The organism is Streptomyces sp. NPDC017979 (assembly GCF_044328175.1).
Lineage (GTDB): Bacteria > Actinomycetota > Actinomycetes > Streptomycetales > Streptomycetaceae > Streptomyces.
Genome location: NZ_JBIRGU010000001.1, coordinates 486,344 through 504,679 on the forward strand (window position 1 = coordinate 486,344; position 18,336 = coordinate 504,679).

13 protein-coding genes are annotated in these 18,336 nt (G+C 71.8%); 6 read left to right on the forward strand and 7 right to left on the reverse strand.

Going from position 1 to position 18,336, the window contains the following annotated elements:
• Window positions 1–16: 16 nt before the first annotated feature.
• The 4 genes from ACH4E8_RS02040 to ACH4E8_RS02055 are packed head-to-tail and all read right to left on the reverse strand — an operon-like array spanning window position 17 to window position 4,653.
• Window positions 17–718 carry a GTP-binding protein gene (locus ACH4E8_RS02040; protein ID WP_398443429.1) on the reverse strand — a complete coding sequence of 234 codons (702 nt, stop codon included), beginning with the start codon at window positions 716–718 and terminating at the stop codon, window positions 17–19.
• Entirely contained in the window at window positions 699–1,133 is a 435-nt protein-coding gene (locus ACH4E8_RS02045; RefSeq protein WP_361529253.1) for a DUF742 domain-containing protein, read from the reverse strand. The genes ACH4E8_RS02040 and ACH4E8_RS02045 overlap by 20 nt, the downstream gene beginning before the upstream one ends.
• Window positions 1,130–1,612, reverse strand: coding sequence for a roadblock/LC7 domain-containing protein (locus tag ACH4E8_RS02050; protein WP_398443431.1), 483 nt, complete (start codon window positions 1,610–1,612; stop codon window positions 1,130–1,132). The genes ACH4E8_RS02045 and ACH4E8_RS02050 overlap by 4 nt, the downstream gene beginning before the upstream one ends.
• Window positions 1,609–4,653 (reverse strand): nitrate- and nitrite sensing domain-containing protein, encoded by a 3,045-nt coding sequence (locus tag ACH4E8_RS02055; protein WP_398443433.1) that lies wholly within the window; start codon window positions 4,651–4,653, stop codon window positions 1,609–1,611. Before ACH4E8_RS02055 ends, ACH4E8_RS02050 begins: the two co-directional genes overlap by 4 nt.
• Before the next feature lie 372 nt (window positions 4,654–5,025).
• Here ACH4E8_RS02055 and ACH4E8_RS02060 point away from each other — a divergent pair, with 372 nt between their 5' ends.
• Window positions 5,026–5,814, forward strand: a complete 789-nt coding sequence (locus ACH4E8_RS02060; RefSeq protein WP_398443435.1) for a hypothetical protein — start codon at window positions 5,026–5,028, stop codon at window positions 5,812–5,814.
• A gap of 117 nt (window positions 5,815–5,931) precedes the next feature.
• On the opposite strand, the gene ACH4E8_RS02065 is transcribed toward ACH4E8_RS02060, so the two are convergent.
• Complete coding sequence (locus ACH4E8_RS02065) at window positions 5,932–6,429, reverse strand: MarR family winged helix-turn-helix transcriptional regulator (RefSeq protein WP_398443436.1); 498 nt, start codon at window positions 6,427–6,429, stop codon at window positions 5,932–5,934.
• Window positions 6,430–6,647: 218 nt separating this feature from the next.
• Here ACH4E8_RS02065 and ACH4E8_RS02070 point away from each other — a divergent pair, with 218 nt between their 5' ends.
• Window positions 6,648–7,508 carry a lysozyme gene (locus ACH4E8_RS02070; RefSeq protein ID WP_398443438.1) on the forward strand — a complete coding sequence of 287 codons (861 nt, stop codon included), beginning with the start codon at window positions 6,648–6,650 and terminating at the stop codon, window positions 7,506–7,508.
• A 33-nt stretch (window positions 7,509–7,541) separates the two neighbouring features.
• Here ACH4E8_RS02070 and ACH4E8_RS02075 read toward each other — a convergent pair whose 3' ends face one another.
• Entirely contained in the window at window positions 7,542–8,330 is a 789-nt protein-coding gene (locus ACH4E8_RS02075) for a pentapeptide repeat-containing protein (protein ID WP_398443440.1), read from the reverse strand.
• Between the two features lie 337 nt (window positions 8,331–8,667).
• Window positions 8,668–11,082 (reverse strand): endopeptidase La, encoded by a 2,415-nt coding sequence (gene lon, locus ACH4E8_RS02080; protein ID WP_398443442.1) that lies wholly within the window; start codon window positions 11,080–11,082, stop codon window positions 8,668–8,670.
• 182 nt (window positions 11,083–11,264) lie between these two features.
• Here lon and ACH4E8_RS02085 point away from each other — a divergent pair, with 182 nt between their 5' ends.
• The 4 genes from ACH4E8_RS02085 (at window position 11,265) to ACH4E8_RS02100 (ending at window position 18,208) form a co-directional block, all read left to right on the forward strand.
• Window positions 11,265–11,999: a spermidine synthase gene (locus tag ACH4E8_RS02085; protein ID WP_398443444.1), complete on the forward strand. Its 735-nt coding sequence runs from the start codon at window positions 11,265–11,267 to the stop codon at window positions 11,997–11,999.
• Between the two features lie 91 nt (window positions 12,000–12,090).
• Window positions 12,091–12,831 (forward strand): response regulator transcription factor, encoded by a 741-nt coding sequence (locus tag ACH4E8_RS02090; RefSeq protein ID WP_361529274.1) that lies wholly within the window; start codon window positions 12,091–12,093, stop codon window positions 12,829–12,831.
• Window positions 12,828–14,069, forward strand: coding sequence for an ATP-binding protein (locus ACH4E8_RS02095; protein ID WP_398443446.1), 1,242 nt, complete (start codon window positions 12,828–12,830; stop codon window positions 14,067–14,069). The genes ACH4E8_RS02090 and ACH4E8_RS02095 overlap by 4 nt, the downstream gene beginning before the upstream one ends.
• Before the next feature lie 302 nt (window positions 14,070–14,371).
• On the forward strand, window positions 14,372–18,208 hold the full coding sequence (locus ACH4E8_RS02100; RefSeq protein WP_398443448.1) for a multifunctional oxoglutarate decarboxylase/oxoglutarate dehydrogenase thiamine pyrophosphate-binding subunit/dihydrolipoyllysine-residue succinyltransferase subunit: 3,837 nt from the start codon (window positions 14,372–14,374) through the stop codon (window positions 18,206–18,208).
• The last annotated feature ends 128 nt before the right edge of the window (window positions 18,209–18,336 follow it).

The window sequence follows — 18,336 nt, forward strand, 5'->3', positions numbered from 1 at the left end:
AGTCTCTTTTCTCGGTTCATTCGGGAGTTTCTTCGAGTGCGTGCGCAACCAGGGACAACAGTGATTCGATCACCGTGAACCGCTTGCGCGCATCCATGATCACAATCGGTACGTGCGGCGGTATGGTCAAGGCTTCCCGCACGTCCTCGATCTCGAAGAGCTCCGATCCCTCGAAGTGGTTGACGGACACGATGTAGGGCAGCCCGCTGCTCTCGAAGTAGTCGAGCGCCGGGAAGCAGTCCGAGAGCCGTCGGGTGTCGGCGAGCACTATCGCGCCCACCGCGCCGCGCACCAGGTCGTCCCACATGAACCAGAACCGCTGCTGGCCGGGCGTGCCGAAGACGTACATCACCAGGTCGGCGTCGAGCGTGATCCGGCCGAAGTCCATGGCGACGGTGGTCGTCAGCTTCTCGGGGGTCGCGGAGAGGTCGTCGGTCGCCTCGCTCGCCTCGGTCATCAGCGCTTCGGTCTGGAGCGGGGTGATCTCCGAGACGGAGCGGACGAAGGTGGTCTTGCCCACGCCGAAGCCGCCCGCGACGACGACCTTGGCGACGGTGGGGGCCCGGCTGTGGTCCAACTGCCAGGACTGGAGCCCCTCTTCGGCCGCCGTCACGGGGTCGAAGGGGGTGCCGGGCTCGGGCAGGACGATCCGCCCGGTTTGGTGGTCCGCGTCCGTGTGGCGGGGGCCGAACAGCGTGTCAGAGGCGGCGGAGTCCACTCAGCACCCTTTCGAGCAGTGCGCGTTCCGGGCGTCCCGGGCCGTGCCCGGTGCCGTATACACGGATCTTTCCCTGGTCGGCCAGGTCGCTGAGCAGCACCCTGACGACGCCCAGCGGCATCTTGAGGATCGCCGAGATCTCGGCGACCGTGCGCATGCGTCGGCACAGCTCGACGATGGCCTGGAGCTCGGGCATCACCTTGGACGACAGGTCTCCCTGCGGGAGTTGTCTGCGGTCGGCGGGCGGTTCGAGCGCGGCGACGAACGTCTCGACGAGCAGGACGTGGCCGAAGCGGGTGCGTCCGCCGGTGAGGGAGTACGGGCGCACCCGGGCGGGGCGTCGGTTCTCGCCGCGCACCGGCAGCCCGGTGGGCGTGGCGGCCGACGGGCCGGCGGAGGAGGCCGCGGCGGTCATCGGCCGACCTCCAGGGACTGCCGCAGCTCGCTGCGGAGTTCGGGGGTGAGCACGTGTCCGGCCCGGCCCACGAACAGGCCCATGTGGTACGCGACCACGGACATGTCGCAGTCGGCCTCGGCCTGCACCCCGAGGAGCGAGCCGTCGCTGATCGCCATGATGAACACGCAGGCGCCCTCCATCGCCACCATCGTCTGTTTGACCCCGCCGCCGTCCATCAGCTTGGCGGCGCCGACGGTGAGGCTGCCGATGCCGGACACGATGGTGGCGAGGTCGGCGCTGGATCCGCGCGGCCCCTCGCCGCGGGCCGGGTCACCGGATGTGGCGTGCTGCGCGGGGTCGGAGGAGAGCAGCAGCAGTCCGTCGGACGAGACGACGGCGACGGAGCGCAGTCCGGGCACCTCCTCCACCAGATTGCTCAGCAGCCAGTGCAGATTGCGGGCCTCGCTGCTCAGGCCGAACGTCCCGGTCGCAGTCAACTGCGTGCCTCCTCGACTGTGTCCCCCGCCTCTTCTGGTGCCGTTGTACGGGCGATCTCGGCCTGCGCCTCGCGTCGGCCGTCCTCGGCGGCCCGTTGGAAGCCCCCGAGTTTACGGCGCAGGGCGTCGGCGTCCAGGCCGCCGCCGCCCTTGCGCCCCGCGGTCGGTTCCGCGGGCTTGACGACCCGGGGCGTGCGCTTGGGCAGCCCCTTGTCGGTGACGCGCCCCACGGGTGCGGCGGATCGGCTCGAACCGGTCGGGGCGTCCTGGCCGGCTCGGGCCGGAGGCTCCGTCGGCCGTGCGGTGTCCCCACTCCGCACGGTCCCGGTCTCGTCGACCGCCGTGAACTCCTCGTTGCGTACGTGCTGGTCGTGCTGTACGTGCTGGCGGTGCTCCCGCTCGGGGGGCACCGAAGTCCGGTGGTCGTCGGAAGCGGCCGCGGGCAGGCTCGGGAGCCGCATCTCGAAGGTGGGCTCGTCGATGCCGTGGATGCCGTCGGTCTGCGGGTCGCCGTCGGCGACCCGGCCGTGCACCTCCGGCTCGGCCGCGCGGACGGCGGCTTCGGCGGCCTCCACCAGCGGGTCGGCGCCGGGTCGCGACGGGGCCGCCGGCACGGCCGCGCGGGCGGTGGTCGGCAGCGCGTTGGAGTTGGCTTCGGCGACCGAGCCCGGGAGTTGGACGGCGGGCATGGTGCCCGAGTCGGTGAGCGCGTTGCGGCCTTCGGCCGGCGGCTCCTTGGGCAGCAGCGGCTGCGGCAGGACCACGACCGCGGTCAGCCCGCCGTGCTTGCCGTCGCGCAGTTGGACCCGTACGCCGTGGCGGGCGGCGAGCAGCGCGGTGACGCGCAGCCCGAGGCCCTCGGCGTCGGTGGACGACTTCCCCGACCGGGTGCGCGCGGACTGGCCCGAGGCGGCCTTCCCCGGCTGCGGGCCGCGGCCCTTGGCCTTGCCCTTCCCCTTGCCGCGCGCCTTGTGCCAGGTCTCGAAGCCGGCCGGGTCCTCCAGCTTGCCGTTGAGTTCGGCGAGCCGGGCGGCGGGCATCCCGATGCCGCTGTCCTGGACCGAGAGCATGACCTCGCCGTTCTCCAGGAGCCAGCCGGAGAGCTCGACTTGGGCGTCCGGCGGGGAGAACGAAGTGGCGTTCTCCAGCAGTTCGGCGATCAGGTGGCTGAGGTCGTCCGCGGCGAAGCCGGCGACCTGCGCGTGCGGCGGCAGGGACTGGATGACGACCCGTTCGTACCGCTCGATCTCGCTGACGGCGGCGCGCAGCACGTCGACGAGCGGGACCCCGCCGGGGTGGCCCTGGCTGTGCTCGACGCCGGCGAGCACCAGCAGGTTCTCGCTGTGCCGGCGCATCACGGTGGCCATGTGGTCGAGCTTGAAGAGGGTGGCCAGCCGCTCCGGGTCCTGCTCGCGCTCCTCCAGCTTCTCGATCACGGAGAGCTGGCGCTCGACGAGTCCGAGGGTGCGCAGGGAGAGGTTGACGAAGGTGTGGTCGACGGTGTGCCGCAGCCGCTCGACCTCGGTGGTCAGCTCGTCGAGCGCGCGGGACGACGCGGCGCGCTCGGCGGCGAGTTCCGCGGCGAGGCGGGCGGCGTCGGCCGCCGCCTTGGAGTTCTCGGCGGGGGCGGTGGCCGGCGCGGCGGGGGCGCCGGGGGCGCGGTCCTGGGCGGGTGCGCGGTCCTGGGCGGGTGCGCGGCGGTCGGCGTCCGGCCCCTCGGCCCGGGCGGCGAGCTCCCGCACCTTGCCGTGCAGGGTGTTGAGGGACCGTACGACCTGGGCGAACTCGTCGTTGCGGCCGGTGAAGGTGACGGGCTCCTCGGCCTGGGGCGAGCCGGCGACGCGGGCCGCGCCGAGTCGCAGCACGGCCAGCGGGCGGGTGATCGTGCGCAGCAGGGCGGCGAGCACGGCGATGGAGAGCAGCAGCAGGGCGCCGAGGATCGCGACGCGCACCTCCAGCGCGGTGACGTCGTCGTCGCGGAGCTGTTCGAGGCTGCTGATGCGCTGGGTGGCGAGGGCGGACTCCACGCCGCGCATCTGCTCGATGCGGGCGGTGAGGGCGGCGGCGAGTTCCGCGTGGTCCGTCTCCAACTCGCTGTCGGAGAGCTCGGGCCGGTCGGTGAGGCGGGCCAGGAACTCCTCCGCCGCCTTGACCTCGGCGCCGGTGACGGTCGCCGCGAGGGAGTCCCGGGCGGCCTTGTTCGCGGCCTGGTCGAAGTCGGCGAGGGCGGCCACCTCGCGCACCTGCGCCTGCTGGGCGGCGGCGCTGAGGGCGTCCCGGGCGCCGGCGGCGCTCTTCTGGGCGTCGCTCTCCCGCGTCACGGTGCGGCCCGTGTAGGGGTCGTACTCCTTCTCGGGCTTCCCGCCGGGCACGGCGAGGGCGGCGAGCAGCAGTCCGCGGGTGGCGGACGCCTGCTCGACGGCCTGGCCGAGGGCGGCGGGGGCGCGGGTGCCCTCGGCGGCGCGCGGCGGGGTCTTCTCGGCGAGTTCGTCGGCCAGGGCGTTCAGGCTGCCGATGATGTCGGTGTACGCCTGGTGGGCCTCCATCGCGGAGCCCTTGCCGGTGAGCGCGGTGCGGCGCAGGGACGGCACGGTCGACAGCTCGCGGCGCAGCGCGGCGCGCTCGGCGGGGATGGATCCGCGGATCTCCTCTATCTGCCGGTCGACGCGGGCGCTGCGGGTGGCGGTGACCTTGCGCTGGTCGGCCTCGTCGCCCTGCTGTTCGTCGCGGCCGGCGGAGACGTACGCGGTGATCTCGTCGCGCTCGTCGGCGAGCGAGTGGGCGAGGGTGACGGCCTGTCGGTTGAGCTCGGCGAGCGTCACCAGGCGCTGGGACTCGTGGAGGTCGGCGGAGCCGTCGAGCACGCCGGGGGCGCCCGCGCCGCCGACGATGAGGGCGACCACGCCGACCCCGATGACCAGCCTGCTGCGCAGCCGCTTGGCACGGCCGTTTCCGACGGGTACCGGGGGGTGGTGAACGGGGAACGTCTCAGGGGCCGGTGGGGCGGCCGTAGGGGCCCCTGAAGGCCGCTTCTTCTGCACCGGTGCTCGCAATCCTGCTTGACTCGTCCAGCCGTGAACCATGAAGCAGAGATGACGGCCGGTCACACGCGGGACCCCACCCCTGGCACGCGTTCAGACGATTCCAGTGCTTTTGGGTAGGAGGCGCGCATCGGCCGCTCCGCCACCTGAACGAGTGAACATCACCGGGGAGTTGGCGAACAACTTCACTGCGTTGCCGGAATGAATGGTTCCGCAAGGCTGACTGGATCTTCCGGCCCGGCTTTGGAAGGATGCGCGCCCGCATATGCCACCGGGGGTGTCATCACACCGACAGACCCACGCTGACCTGGCCGTACGGAGGATTCCGCCGGGTGTGGGGGTTACGTGAACGTGTCATGCAGACTGTGCGTCATGCGCATTGAACTCGCCACGTCGCCCGGATCCGCCGAACGGCCCAACGAAGACTGGGCGTCAGCAGCCCTGCCCGCTTCGGGCCAGGGCGGATCGCTCGTGGTGCTCGACGGAGTGACCCCCCCGACGGGCGACGACGGCTGCGCGCACGGGGTCCCCTGGTTCACCGCGCACCTCGGCGGTGCGCTGCTCGAACTCTCCACGACGCGACCTGACCTGTCCCTGACCGAAATCCTCTCCACGGCAATCCGCCGCACCGCGGATTCCCACCGGCAAACCTGTGACCTTTCTCACGTTCGCACGCCGCAGGCGACGGTGGTCCTCGCGCGTTGGGGCGGACCGCTGGACGACGTCGAGCACTTGGTGCTCTCGGACTCCGCCCTGCTCGTGGAAGCGCCCGGCGGCGAGGTGCGGGCGGTCCTGGACGACCGGCTCGACCGACTGCCCCGCGAGGCGCTGCGCACCCACGCTTCGGCGGACGCGCTGCGCAACGCCGAGGGCGGCTTCTTCACCGCGGCGGCGGACCCGTCCGTGGCGGCGCGGGCGGTGACCGGCCGCACCCCGCGCGCCGAGGTCCGCTCGCTCACCGCGCTCACCGACGGGGCGTCGCGCTGGGTCGACATGTTCAAGGAGGGCGACTGGGCGCAGTGCGTCGCCCTGGTGCGCCGGGAGGGCCCACAGGGGCTGATCGACCGGGTGCGCGCCGTCGAGACGGCGACGGAGGAGCGCACCGAGGTGATCCGCTGGAAGCTGCACGACGACGCCGCGGTGGTCTTCGCCGAGTTGTAGGGGGCGGGCCACGGAGGCCCGGGGCCGGAGCGGGCCGCGAGGACGTCGGCGCGGGGCCGGCGCGGCGCGACCCCGGTCCCGCGGGTCCCCGTCGTCAGGAGCGGGCCGTCGGCAGCGTCAGTCCCCCGCCCGGTCGTTGAGCTGACGCAGCAGCCTCGCCAGCTCCGCGATCTCGCCGCGGTCCCAGCCGACGAGCTTGCGGACGTACCGTTCGCGGCGCGCGTCCCTCACTCGGCGGAACCGCTCCAGACCTTCTTCGGTGAGCCGTACGAGTGACGCACGCCCGTCCGCCGGATCTGGCTCGCGGACGACCACGCCCACGTCCTCCAGCGCCCTCAGTTGGCGGCTCATTGTCGCCTTGCCGACACCGAAGTACGCCGCGAGGTCGGTGGCCCGCTGGGCGCCGGCGTCCTCCAGTCGCACGAGCAACCCGTAGGCGGACGACTCCAGTCCGGGGTGCACCTCGCGCGCCATCTCCCCCGACTGCGACCGTGCACGGCGTAGGAATACGGCCAACTCCCGCTCCAGGGCCAGGAATACCTGGTCCACACCACTCACACCGTTGGGGTTGGCTTCACTCCCCGTACCGCTTTCGTGCACGTCAGCACCCCTCATAGGCTTTCCGGTTCCTGAAAGTTTTCGTCAATGACCACCGTCTTTGCAGTTCGGTCAGTATTTCGCAGGCGTAGACCAACGGCACCATCCCCGGCCCCTTCCGGACACCCTTCTACGTGCGTAGCGTCAGGTATGGCATGTCCACACCATGTTGGTCCATCGCGGTCATGCCGACGCTCCGTCCGATCCCCCCACCGAGCGCCGTCGGAGGCACGCTTATGTCCGTGCAGAGATCCGGAACGACCGTCCCCCACCACACGTCGATGAGACCCCGCCGCACCCTCGCGACCGCGGTCGGCACGCTCCTCGCCGTCCTGTCCCCCCTCGCCACCGCCGCGACCGCCGCACCGGCCCCCCAGGACGGGGACCGCCCACCGCGCGGCTCCGCCCACATGGGCATGGGCGTCGTCGAACACGACGGCCAGGGCGCGCTGCCCGTCCCGACCCGCGCCGTCCAGACCGAGGGCGTCGACGTCTCCAGCCACCAGGGCAACGTCAACTGGTCCGCCTTGTGGAGCAGCGGCGTGAAGTGGGCCTTCGTGAAGGCCACCGAGGGCACGTACTACAAGAACCCGTACTTCGCGCAGCAGTACAACGGCTCGTACGACATCGGGATGGTCCGGGGCGCGTACCACTTCGCCACCCCGGACACCGCGTCGGGCACCGCGCAGGCGGACTACTTCGTCAACAACGGCGGAGGCTGGTCGCGCGACGGCAAGACGCTGCCGGGCGCGCTCGACATCGAGTGGAACCCGTACGGCGCGGCCTGTTACGGAAAGACGCAGGCCCAGATGGTGACCTGGATCCGGGACTTCCTGAACCGGTACCGGGCCCGCACCGGGCGGGACGCGGTGATCTACACCGCGACGAGCTGGTGGACCCAGTGCACCGGCAACTACAGCGGCTTCGGTGCGAGCAACCCGCTGTGGATCGCCCGGTACAACACCACGCCCGGCACCCTGCCGGCGGGCTGGGGCTTCTACACGATGTGGCAGTACACCTCGTCCGGGCCGATCGTCGGCGACCACAACAAGTTCAACGGCGCCTACGACCGGGTCGTGGCGCTGGCCAACGGCTGAGCCGGCCGTAGGGCGTGCGCGACCCACTGCCCGTCACGACCAGTGCGCCGGTCGGTCCAGGGCGGCGGGCAGTGCGGTCGCGGCGTCGCCCCGGGCCGCGTTCACCTGCATCTGGGTGAGGAAGAGGCTGCCGCGCAGATCGGCGCCGGCGAGGTCGGCGTCGCGCAGGTCGGCGCCGATCAGATCGCACTGGCGCAGGTCCGCGCCGGCGAGGTCGGCGCCGATCAGGTACGCACCGCGCAGGCTGACGCCGCGCAGGTCCGCGCCGCGCAGTCGGGCGCCCATCAGGTCGGCGCCCCTGCGGTCCTTCTTGCGCCCTCGCACCGGGGCGCGCACCAACTCGCTGACCCGCACCAGCAGCGCGTTCACCTGCTGCCGCTGCGCGTCCACGTCCACCGCGCGCAGTTGGTGCGGCGTGCGCCGCGCCAGCTCGTCCGTCTCCGCGTACAGCTCCCGCAGCCGGCCGCGGAGGGGGCGGGCGGCGTGGTGCGTGAGGGCGTCGGTCAGGTACCAGAGCAGCTCGTGCAGATTCCGTACGACGGGGAACGCCTCGACCACGGCGGCGCTGGCCGCGGTCTGCGCGTCGAAGTGCCGGGACACGCGCTGCCCGGCGCCGAAGCAGTCGTACGTCGTGCAGCCGGCGTAGCCGCTGGAGCGGAGCCGGGTGTGGATCGCACAGCGGAACTCCGCGGTGAGGTTGTGGCAGGGGGTGCCGGCGGTCTTGTCGACGGCGAAGTCGCCGGAGGCGCGGAAGGGGAGCACGGTGCAGCACAGCCCGAGGCACGCGGAGCACTCGCCCCGCAAGGCGGTGGGATCGTCCATGTGCCACATTGTCGCGCCCACGCGCTTCTTGCGGCCCGGCTGGCCCCCACCCCTGCGGCTTGCGCTGCGCGGCGCCACGGAGACACCCCCGCCGTTTCCCCTGGAGGCATGTTGGTCTCTGCGGGCCGTCTGCGGTTGCTCGCGCAGTTCCCCGCGCCCCTAAAAACCTCCACCTCCAGCCCGCAGACATATGACGGGGGTAGCGAAACAGGGGCGCGGGGAACTGCGCGAACAACCCACCACCGGGTCGCAGAGACCATCGCCCCCGCAGGGGCAACGGCGCTCGCGTCCCGGCGCACCGGGGGCCCGGGCCTCGGATGAGGCTCGGGCCCCGGGGTCAGGCCGCCACCGGGACGGTGCGGGTCGCGGGGGTGAGCGCGATCGAGAGGACCTCGCGGACGTCCGTCACCGCATGGACCTCCAGCCCCGCCAAGATCTCCGCGGGGACGTCGTCGAGGTCCGGCTCGTTCCGCTTGGGGATGACCACCGTCGTGATCCCCGCCCGATGCGCCGCCAGCAGCTTCTGCTTCACGCCGCCGATCGGCAGCACCCGGCCCGTCAGCGACACCTCGCCCGTCATCGCCACGTCCGTCCGGACCGGCCGCCCGGACAGCAGCGACGCGAGCGCCGTCGTCATCGTGATGCCCGCGCTCGGGCCGTCCTTGGGGACCGCGCCCGCGGGGAAGTGGATGTGCACCCCGCGGTCCTTGAGGTCCGCCACCGGCAGCTCCGCCTCCGCGCCCCGGGACCGCAGGAAGGAGAGCGCGATCTGCGCGGACTCCTTCATCACGTCACCGAGCTGCCCGGTCAGCGTCAGCCCGGACGCACCCGTCTCCGGGTCGGCCAAGGACGCCTCCACGTACAGCACGTCCCCGCCCGCGCCGGTGACGGCGAGGCCGGTGGCGACGCCGGGCACCGCGGTCCGGCGCTCGGCCGGGTCCTGCGCGGACTCGGGCACGTGGTGCGGCCGTCCGATCAGCCCGCGCAACTGCTCCGCGCCGATGGTGAACGGCAGCTCCCGGTCGCCCAACTCGTGCTCCGCGGCCACCTTCCGCAGCAGCCGGGCGACGGACCGCTCCAGGTTCCGCACGCCCGCTTCGCGGGTGTACTCGCCGGCGAGCTTGCGCAGCGCGGACTCGTCGATGACCACCTCGTCCGCCGCCAGGCCCGCCCGCTCCAACTGGCGCGGCAGCAGGTGGTCCCGGGCGATGACGACCTTCTCGTCCTCGGTGTAGCCGTCCAGCCGGACGAGTTCCATCCGGTCGAGCAGCGCCTCCGGGATGGCCTCCAGCACGTTCGCGGTGGCCAGGAAGACCACGTCGCTCAGGTCGAGTTCCACCTCCAGGTAGTGGTCGCGGAAGGTGTGGTTCTGCGCCGGGTCGAGGACTTCGAGCAGCGCCGCGGCGGGGTCGCCGCGGAAGTCGGAGCCGACCTTGTCGATCTCGTCGAGCAGCACGACCGGGTTCATCGAGCCGGCTTCCTTGATCGCCCGGACGATGCGGCCGGGGAGCGCGCCGACGTACGTGCGCCGGTGGCCCCGGATCTCCGCCTCGTCGCGCACGCCGCCGAGGGCGACGCGGACGAACGTGCGGCCCATGGCGTGGGCGACGGACTCGGCGATCGACGTCTTGCCGACGCCGGGCGGGCCGACCAGCGCCAGCACCGCGCCGCCGCGCCGTCCGCCGACGACGCCGAGGCCGCGGTCGGAGCGCCGCTTGCGCACCGCCAGGTACTCGGTGATCCGCTCCTTCACGTCCTTCAGGCCCGCGTGCTCGGCGTCGAGCACGGCCCGGGCGCCCTGGATGTCGTACGCGTCCTCGGTGCGCTCGTTCCACGGCAGTTCGAGGACGGTGTCGAGCCAGGTGCGGATCCAGGAGCCCTCGGGGCTCTGGTCGCTGGCCCGCTCCAGCTTGTCGACCTCCTTGAGGGCGGCCTCGCGGACCTTCTCGGGCAGGTCGGCGGCCTCGACGCGGGAGCGGTAGTCGTCGGACTCCTCGCCCTCGGCGTCGCCGTTCAGCTCGCGCAGCTCCTTGCGGACCGCGTCGAGCTGGCGGCGCAGCAGGAACTCGCGCTGCTGCTTGTCGACGCCCTCCTGGACGTCCTTGGCGATGGACTCGGCGACGTCCTGCTCGGCGAGGTGTTCGCGGAGCTGGTCGGTGGCGAGCCGCAGCCGGGCGACCGGGTCGACGGTGTCGAGCAGTTCGATCTTCTGGGCGGTGGTGAGGAAGGGCGAGTACCCGGCGTTGTCTGCGAGTTGGGACACTCCGTCGATCTGCTGGATGCGGTCGACGACCTGCCACGCACCGCGCTTCTTCAGCCAGTCGGTGGCGAGGGCCTTGTACTCCTTGACCAACTCCAGGACCTGGCCGGGCAGCGGGTCGGGCAGGGTCTCGTCGACCGCGGTGCCCTCGACCCAGAGGGCCGCGCCGGGACCGGTCGTCCCGGCGCCGATCTGCACCCGGGACCGGCCGCGGATGAGCGCGCCGGGGTCGCCGTCGGAGAGCCGGCCGACCTGCTCGACGGTCCCGAGCACACCGGTCGCGGCGTACGTGCCGTCGACGCGGGGAACAAGGAGCACCCGCGGCTTGCTGGCACCGGACGGGCGCGCGGCGGCCTGCGCGGCCTCGACCGCGGCCCGCACCTCCGTGTCGGTCAGGTCAAGCGGCACCACCATGCCCGGCAGGACGACCTCGTCGTCCAGCGGCAGCACGGGCAGGGTGAGCGGTGTGAAGGCGTCGGACTCAGCAGCCATGATCTCCCCTTTGGCAGTGAACTTGAGCTGTACCGACTCAATGCACTGGCTCCCCCAGATGTTCCCCGCCCCTTGTTCGCTCTGAGCGATCACCCTGCTGAAGTGCGGGATACGGCCGGGCCGGGACGCCCCGGCCGCACTTTGGCCTTATCCGTTCGCACACCGCCGCCGACCCGGCCACCATGGCCCCACCGCGCCGCCCGCAGTGCACCGGAGGTTCTGTGCCCCAGCCCGTCACCCTCGACCGCCGAGACGGCCCCCACGGGGAAATCGTCCTGCGGCGCCGGGGAGATCACCACGAGATCATCGCCAACGGATGCTTCTTGATGGACACCTCGGACGGCCGCTCCGAGCGGCGGTTGGTGGACGCGGCGTTCGAAGCCCTGACCGCCGCCGCGGACGCCACGACCCCGAAGTCGGCCGAAAAGCGACCCGCGCTGCTCATCGGCGGACTGGGCGTCGGCTTCTCCCTGGCGCACGCCGCGGGGAACCCCCACTGGGGCCGGATCGCGGTGGTCGAACGCGAGGAGGCGATCGTCGAGTGGCACCGTTCGGGCCCGCTCGCGACCGTCTCGGGACCGGCGCTCGCGGACCCCCGGAGCGTGATCCTCCGCACGGACCTGCTGACCCATCTCCGCGAGGCGGACGACCTGTACGACGCGCTATGTCTGGATATCGACAACGGCCCCGACTGGACCGTGACCGAGGACAACGACGCGTTGTACGCACCGGCCGGACTCGCCCTGTGTCACGGCCGGTTGCGACCGGGAGGGGTGCTCGCCGTCTGGTCCGCCCGACCTTCCGCCACCTTTGAACGGGCTCTACGGAATGCCGGATTCAGCGGGGTAAGAACCGAAGAGATCCGGGTTGCCCGAGGCGTACCGGACGTGGTCCACCTCGGCGTTCGGCCTGCGTAGCAGGCTGGTGCGCAGTGCGCTTAGTCTGCTGAACTACACACCGGATCTACAACGAGCGTGAATCTCCCGAGAGCGCTTACAGGGGCGGGCGATGGAACAGACACAGACCACCACCCAAACGAGCGTGGCGGCCACGCCCGGCGCGCAACGACGGGTGCTGGTCGTCGAGGACGACTCGACGATCGTGGACGCCATCGCCGCACGTCTGAGGGCCGAGGGCTTCCTGGTGCAGACCGCGGCGGACGGCCCGGCCGCCGTCGACGCGGCCGACGCCTGGCAGCCCGACCTGATGGTGCTGGACGTGATGCTGCCCGGCTTCGACGGCCTGGAGGTCTGCCGCCGGGTGCAGGCGCAGCGCCCGGTGCCGGTGCTGATGCTGACCGCCCGGGACGACGAGACCGACATGTTGGTGGGCCTCGGCGTCGGCGCCGACGACTACATGACGAAGCCGTTCTCCATGCGGGAGTTGGCGGCGCGGGTGCACGTGCTGCTGCGCCGGGTGGAGCGCGCCGCGCTCGCCGCGGTCACTCCGCGTAGCGGAATCCTGCGGCTCGGCGAGCTGGAGATCGACCACGCCCAGCGCCGGGTGCGGGTGCGCGGCGACGACGTGCACCTCACCCCGACCGAGTTCGACCTGCTGGTCTGTCTCGCCAACACGCCCCGCGCGGTGCTCTCCCGGGAGCAGTTGCTCGCCGAGGTCTGGGACTGGGCGGACGCCTCCGGCACCCGGACGGTCGACAGCCACATCAAGGCGCTGCGCCGGAAGATCGGTGCGGAGCGGATCCGTACGGTCCACGGCGTCGGGTACGCACTGGAGACGCCAGCGCCATGAGACGGCGCACCCGGGCCGCTCCCGCGCCCTCGGCGCCGCCCTCGTACGCGGAGCCGACCGCCCGGGAGGGCCGGCCGCGGCGCGCCCCGCGCCCGACCCCCGCCGCGGGCGGCCGGGGCGAGCGCACGGGGCCGGCGCGGCGCGGCGCCCGGGCCGAGCCGTGCGAAGTGCGCCGGCGCGGCGCCGTGCCGATCACGATCAAGACCAAGCTCGGCACGCTCGTCGTGGTCTCCGTCTTCATCACCACCGGGCTGCTGCTGGTCGCCCTGCGCACCTCCACCGAGCTGCGCTTCATCACGGTCTTCTCGGTGATCGCCACCCTGCTGATCACCCAGTTCTTCGCGCACGGCCTGACCGCGCCGCTGGACGAGATGAACACGGTCGCCAAGGGCATTTCGCACGGTGACTACACCCAGCGGGTGCGCGGCGCGGACCGTCGGGACGAGCTGGGCGACCTGGCCTCGACGATCAACCGCATGGCGGACGACCTGGAGGCCGTGGACCGGCACCGCAAGGAGCTGGTGGCGAACGTCTCGCACGAGCTGCGCACCCCGATCGCCGCACTGCGCGCCGTGCTGGAGAACGTGGTGGACGGCGTCTCGGCGGCCGACCCCGAGACCATGCGCACGGCGCTGACGCAGACCGAGCGGCTGGGCCGGCTGGTGGAGACCCTGTTGGACCTGTCGCGCCTCGACAACGGTGTCGTACCGCTGCGGGCGCGCCGCTTCGAGGTGTGGCCGTACCTGTCGGGGGTGCTCAAGGAGGCGAACCTGGCGGGGGCTCAGCGCCGGCTCGCGTCCGGCTCCGGCCACCACACCCGTACCGACGTCCACCTCCACCTGGACGTGTCGCCGCCGGAGCTGACCGCGCACGCGGACCCCGAACGGCTGCACCAGGTGGTGGCGAACCTGATCGACAACGCGGTGAAGCACTCGCCGCCGCACGGCCGGGTCACGGTGCGGGCGCGCCGCGGGCGACAGCCGGAGTCGTTGGACCTGGAGGTCGTGGACGAGGGGCCGGGCATTCCGGAGCAGGAGCGCCACCGGGTCTTCGAGCGGTTCAACCGGGGCTCGGTCGTCGCCCCGCACGGCAAGGGCAGCGACGGCGGTACGGGACTGGGGCTCGCCATCGCGCGCTGGGCCGTGGACCTGCACGGCGGGCGGATCGGCGTGGCCGAATCGGCGCGCGGCTGCCGCATCCTCGTCACCCTTCCGGGAATCCCCGCACAGCGAAGTTGACGTAGGGTTCGAACGACCGCGGGGCAGGCTGTGTGTACTCACCACGGGAAGGGCCACCGACCGCGGCGGGCCAGTGGGTTCAAAGGTGTTCTTCCTGGTCAGTGGTGCGAACCGGAACGGTCCGCCACATCGTCGGCATGGGCGAACCGTGGTTGTTTCCCGCCATTCCTCACCATGAAACCCGGGTTTCGGTGTGACATACGCGACGATGGCCCGTCCGGCCTGCATCTACCGGCCCTGGGGGCGTAGCCTTTATTTCCGCTGTCCACCACCTTGTGAAGCGGAAGAGGGCGGTTGCCGCCGTGTCGTCTCAGGTCCCCAGTAACGCCAGCTCCCCCAGCCTCCGGCCGGGAGGTGCCCCCACGGTTGACCAAGGCGCGCAGGGCCAGGGCCCTGCAGCCGCCTTCGGCGCCAATGAGTGGCTCGTCGACGAGATCTACCAGCAGTACCTCCAGGATCGCGATTCGGTAGACCGCGCCTGGTGGGACTTCTTCGCCGACTACAAGCCGGGCGCCAAGAACGCCGCCGACGCGCCCGCCGAGGGCGCGTCCGCCGCCGCCGTGGCGCCACCGGCGCAGGCCACCACCCCCGTCGCGCCGCAGCAGCCCGCCCAGGCTCCCGCTGCGCCCGCGGCGCCGGCCGCTCCTGCGCAGGCTGCCGCCCCGGCCGCCCCCGCTGCTGCGGCTCCGGCCGCGAAGCCGGCGCCCGCCGCCGCCAAGCCGGCCGCGGCCCCCAAGGCCGCCGCTCCGGCCGCCGGCGACTCGGCCGCGGCCGGCCCCGAGCTGGTCACCCTGCGCGGCCCCTCCGCCGCCGTCGTGAAGAACATGAACGCCTCGCTGGAGGTGCCCACGGCCACGTCCGTGCGCGCCGTCCCGGTGAAGCTCCTGTTCGACAACCGCATCGTCATCAACAACCACCTGAAGCGCGCCCGGGGCGGGAAGGTCTCCTTCACCCACCTCATCGGCTTCGCGATGGTGCAGGCCCTCCGGGCCATGCCGTCGATGAACTGGTCGTACGCGGAGAAGGACGGCAAGCCGACCCTCGTCAAGCCCGAGCACGTCAACTTCGGCCTCGCCATCGACCTGGTGAAGCCGAACGGCGACCGCCAGCTCGTCGTCGCGGCCATCAAGAAGGCCGAGACGCTCAACTTCTTCGAGTTCTGGCAGGCGTACGAGGACATCGTCCGCCGCGCCCGCAGCAACAAGCTGACGATGGACGACTTCACCGGCGTCACCGTCTCGCTGACCAACCCGGGCGGCCTCGGCACGGTCCACTCCGTGCCGCGGCTGATGCCGAACCAGTCGGTCATCATGGGCGTCGGCTCCATGGACTACCCCGCCGAGTTCCAGGGCACCTCCCAGGACACCCTGAACAAGCTGGGCATCTCCAAGGTCATGACGCTGACGTCGACCTACGATCACCGGGTGATCCAGGGCGCCGCCTCCGGCGAGTTCCTGCGCATCGTGGCCAACCTGCTGCTGGGCGAGGACGGCTTCTACGACCAGATCTTCGAGGCGCTGCGCATCCCCTACGAGCCGGTCCGCTGGCTCAAGGACATCGACGCCTCGCACGACGACGACGTCACCAAGGCGGCGCGCGTCTTCGAGCTGATCCACTCCTACCGGGTCCGCGGCCACGTCATGGCCGACACCGACCCGCTGGAGTACCGCCAGCGCAAGCACCCCGACCTGGACATCACCGAGCACGGGCTGACCCTCTGGGACCTGGAGCGGGAGTTCGCGGTCGGCGGTTTCGCCGGCAAGACGCTGATGAAGCTGCGGGACGTCCTCGGCGTGCTGCGCGACTCGTACTGCCGCACCACCGGCATCGAGTTCATGCACATCCAGGACCCCAAGCAGCGCAAGTGGATCCAGGACCGGGTGGAGCGCCCGCACGCCAAGCCGGAGCGCGAGGAGCAGCTCCGGATCCTGCGCCGGCTGAACGCCGCCGAGGCGTTCGAGACCTTCCTGCAGACGAAGTACGTCGGCCAGAAGCGCTTCTCGCTGGAGGGCGGCGAGTCCGTCATCCCGCTGCTGGACGCGGTGATCGACTCCGCCGCCGAGGCGCGGCTGGACGAGGTCGTCATCGGCATGGCCCACCGCGGCCGGCTGAACGTGCTGGCGAACATCGTCGGCAAGTCGTACGCGCAGATCTTCCGCGAGTTCGAGGGCAACCTCGACCCGAAGTCGATGCACGGCTCCGGCGACGTGAAGTACCACCTGGGCGCCGAGGGCACCTTCACCGGTCTCGACGGCGAGCAGATCAAGGTCTCCCTGGTCGCCAACCCCTCCCACCTGGAGGCGGTCGACCCGGTCGTCGAGGGCGTCGCCCGCGCCAAGCAGGACGTGATCAACAAGGGCGGCACGGACTTCACCGTGCTGCCGGTCGCCCTCCACGGCGACGCGGCCTTCGCCGGCCAGGGCGTCGTCGCGGAGACCCTGAACATGTCGCAGCTGCGCGGCTACCGCACCGGCGGCACGGTCCACGTGGTGATCAACAACCAGGTCGGCTTCACCGCCGCCCCGGAGTCCTCGCGCTCCTCGATGTACGCCACCGACGTGGCCCGCATGATCGAGGCGCCGATCTTCCACGTGAACGGCGACGACCCGGAGGCGTGCGTGCGCGTCGCCCGGCTCGCCTTCGAGTTCCGCCAGACGTTCAACAAGGACGTCGTGATCGACCTCATCTGCTACCGCCGCCGCGGTCACAACGAGGGCGACAACCCGCAGTTCACCAACCCGCAGATGGTCGCGCTGATCGACAAGAAGCGCTCGGTGCGCAAGCTGTACACCGAGTCCCTGATCGGCCGCGGCGACATCACGCTGGAAGAGGCGGAGCAGGCGCTCCAGGACTTCCAGGGCCAGCTGGAGAAGGTCTTCGCGGAGGTCCGCGAGGCCACCAGCCACCCGGCGCCGACGCACGTGCCCGACCCGCAGGCGGAGTTCCCGGTGGCCGTGACCACCGCGATCTCCCAGGAGGTCGTCAAGCGGATCGCCGAGTCCCAGGTCAACATCCCGGAGAACATCACGGTCCACCCGCGGCTGCTGCCGCAGCTCCAGCGCCGGGCCGCCTCCGTCGAGGACGGCACAATCGACTGGGGCATGGGCGAGACCCTGGCCATCGGCTCGCTGCTGATGGAGGGCACCCCGGTGCGGCTGTCCGGCCAGGACACCCGCCGCGGCACCTTCGGCCAGCGCCACGCGGTCCTGGTCGACCAGCAGACCAACCAGGACTACACGCCGCTGCTGTACCTCACCGACGAGCAGGCCCGGTACAACGTCTACGACTCGCTGCTCAGCGAGTACGCGGCGATGGGCTTCGAGTACGGCTACTCGCTGGCCCGCCCCGAGTCGCTGGTGATGTGGGAGGCGCAGTTCGGCGACTTCGTCAACGGCGCGCAGACCGTGGTGGACGAGTTCATCTCCTCCGCCGAGCAGAAGTGGGGCCAGACGTCCGGCGTCACGCTGCTGCTGCCGCACGGCTACGAGGGCCAGGGCCCGGACCACAGCTCCGCCCGCCCGGAGCGCTTCCTCCAGATGTGCGCGCAGAACAACATGACGGTCGCCATGCCGACGCTGCCGTCGAACTACTTCCACCTGCTGCGGTGGCAGGTGCACAACCCGCACCACAAGCCGCTGATCGTCTTCACGCCGAAGCTGCTGCTGCGGCTGAAGGCCGCGCAGTCGAAGACGGAGGAGTTCCTGACGGGCGGCTTCCGCCCGGTCATCGGGGACGAGTCGGTCGACCCGGCGGCGGTGCGCAAGGTCGTCTTCACCTCCGGCAAGGTCTACTACGACCTCGACGCGGAGCGGAAGAAGCGCGGCGTGACGGACACGGCGATCATCCGGCTGGAGCGGCTGTACCCGCTGCCGGGCGCCGAGCTCCAGGCGGAGATCGCGAAGTTCCCGAACGCGGAGAAGTACCTGTGGGCCCAGGAGGAGCCCGCGAACCAGGGTGCTTGGCCGTTCATCGCGCTGAACCTGATCGACCACCTCGACCTGGCGGTCGGCGCGGACGTGCCGCACGGCGAGCGGCTGCGGCGGATCTCGCGTCCGCACAGCTCGTCGCCGGCGGTGGGCTCCGCGAAGCGGCACCAGGCGGAGCAGGCGCAACTCGTCGCCGAGGTCTTCGACGCGTAGTCCCCTGCGGTCGGCTCGACGGAACCGGGGCCCGGGTCCCGCGCACTTTTGCGCGGCCCGGGCCCCGGCCCCTTTCCCGGGCACCGCGGCCCGGTGGTGGGCTCGTCGCGCAGTTCCGCCCCCCGTGC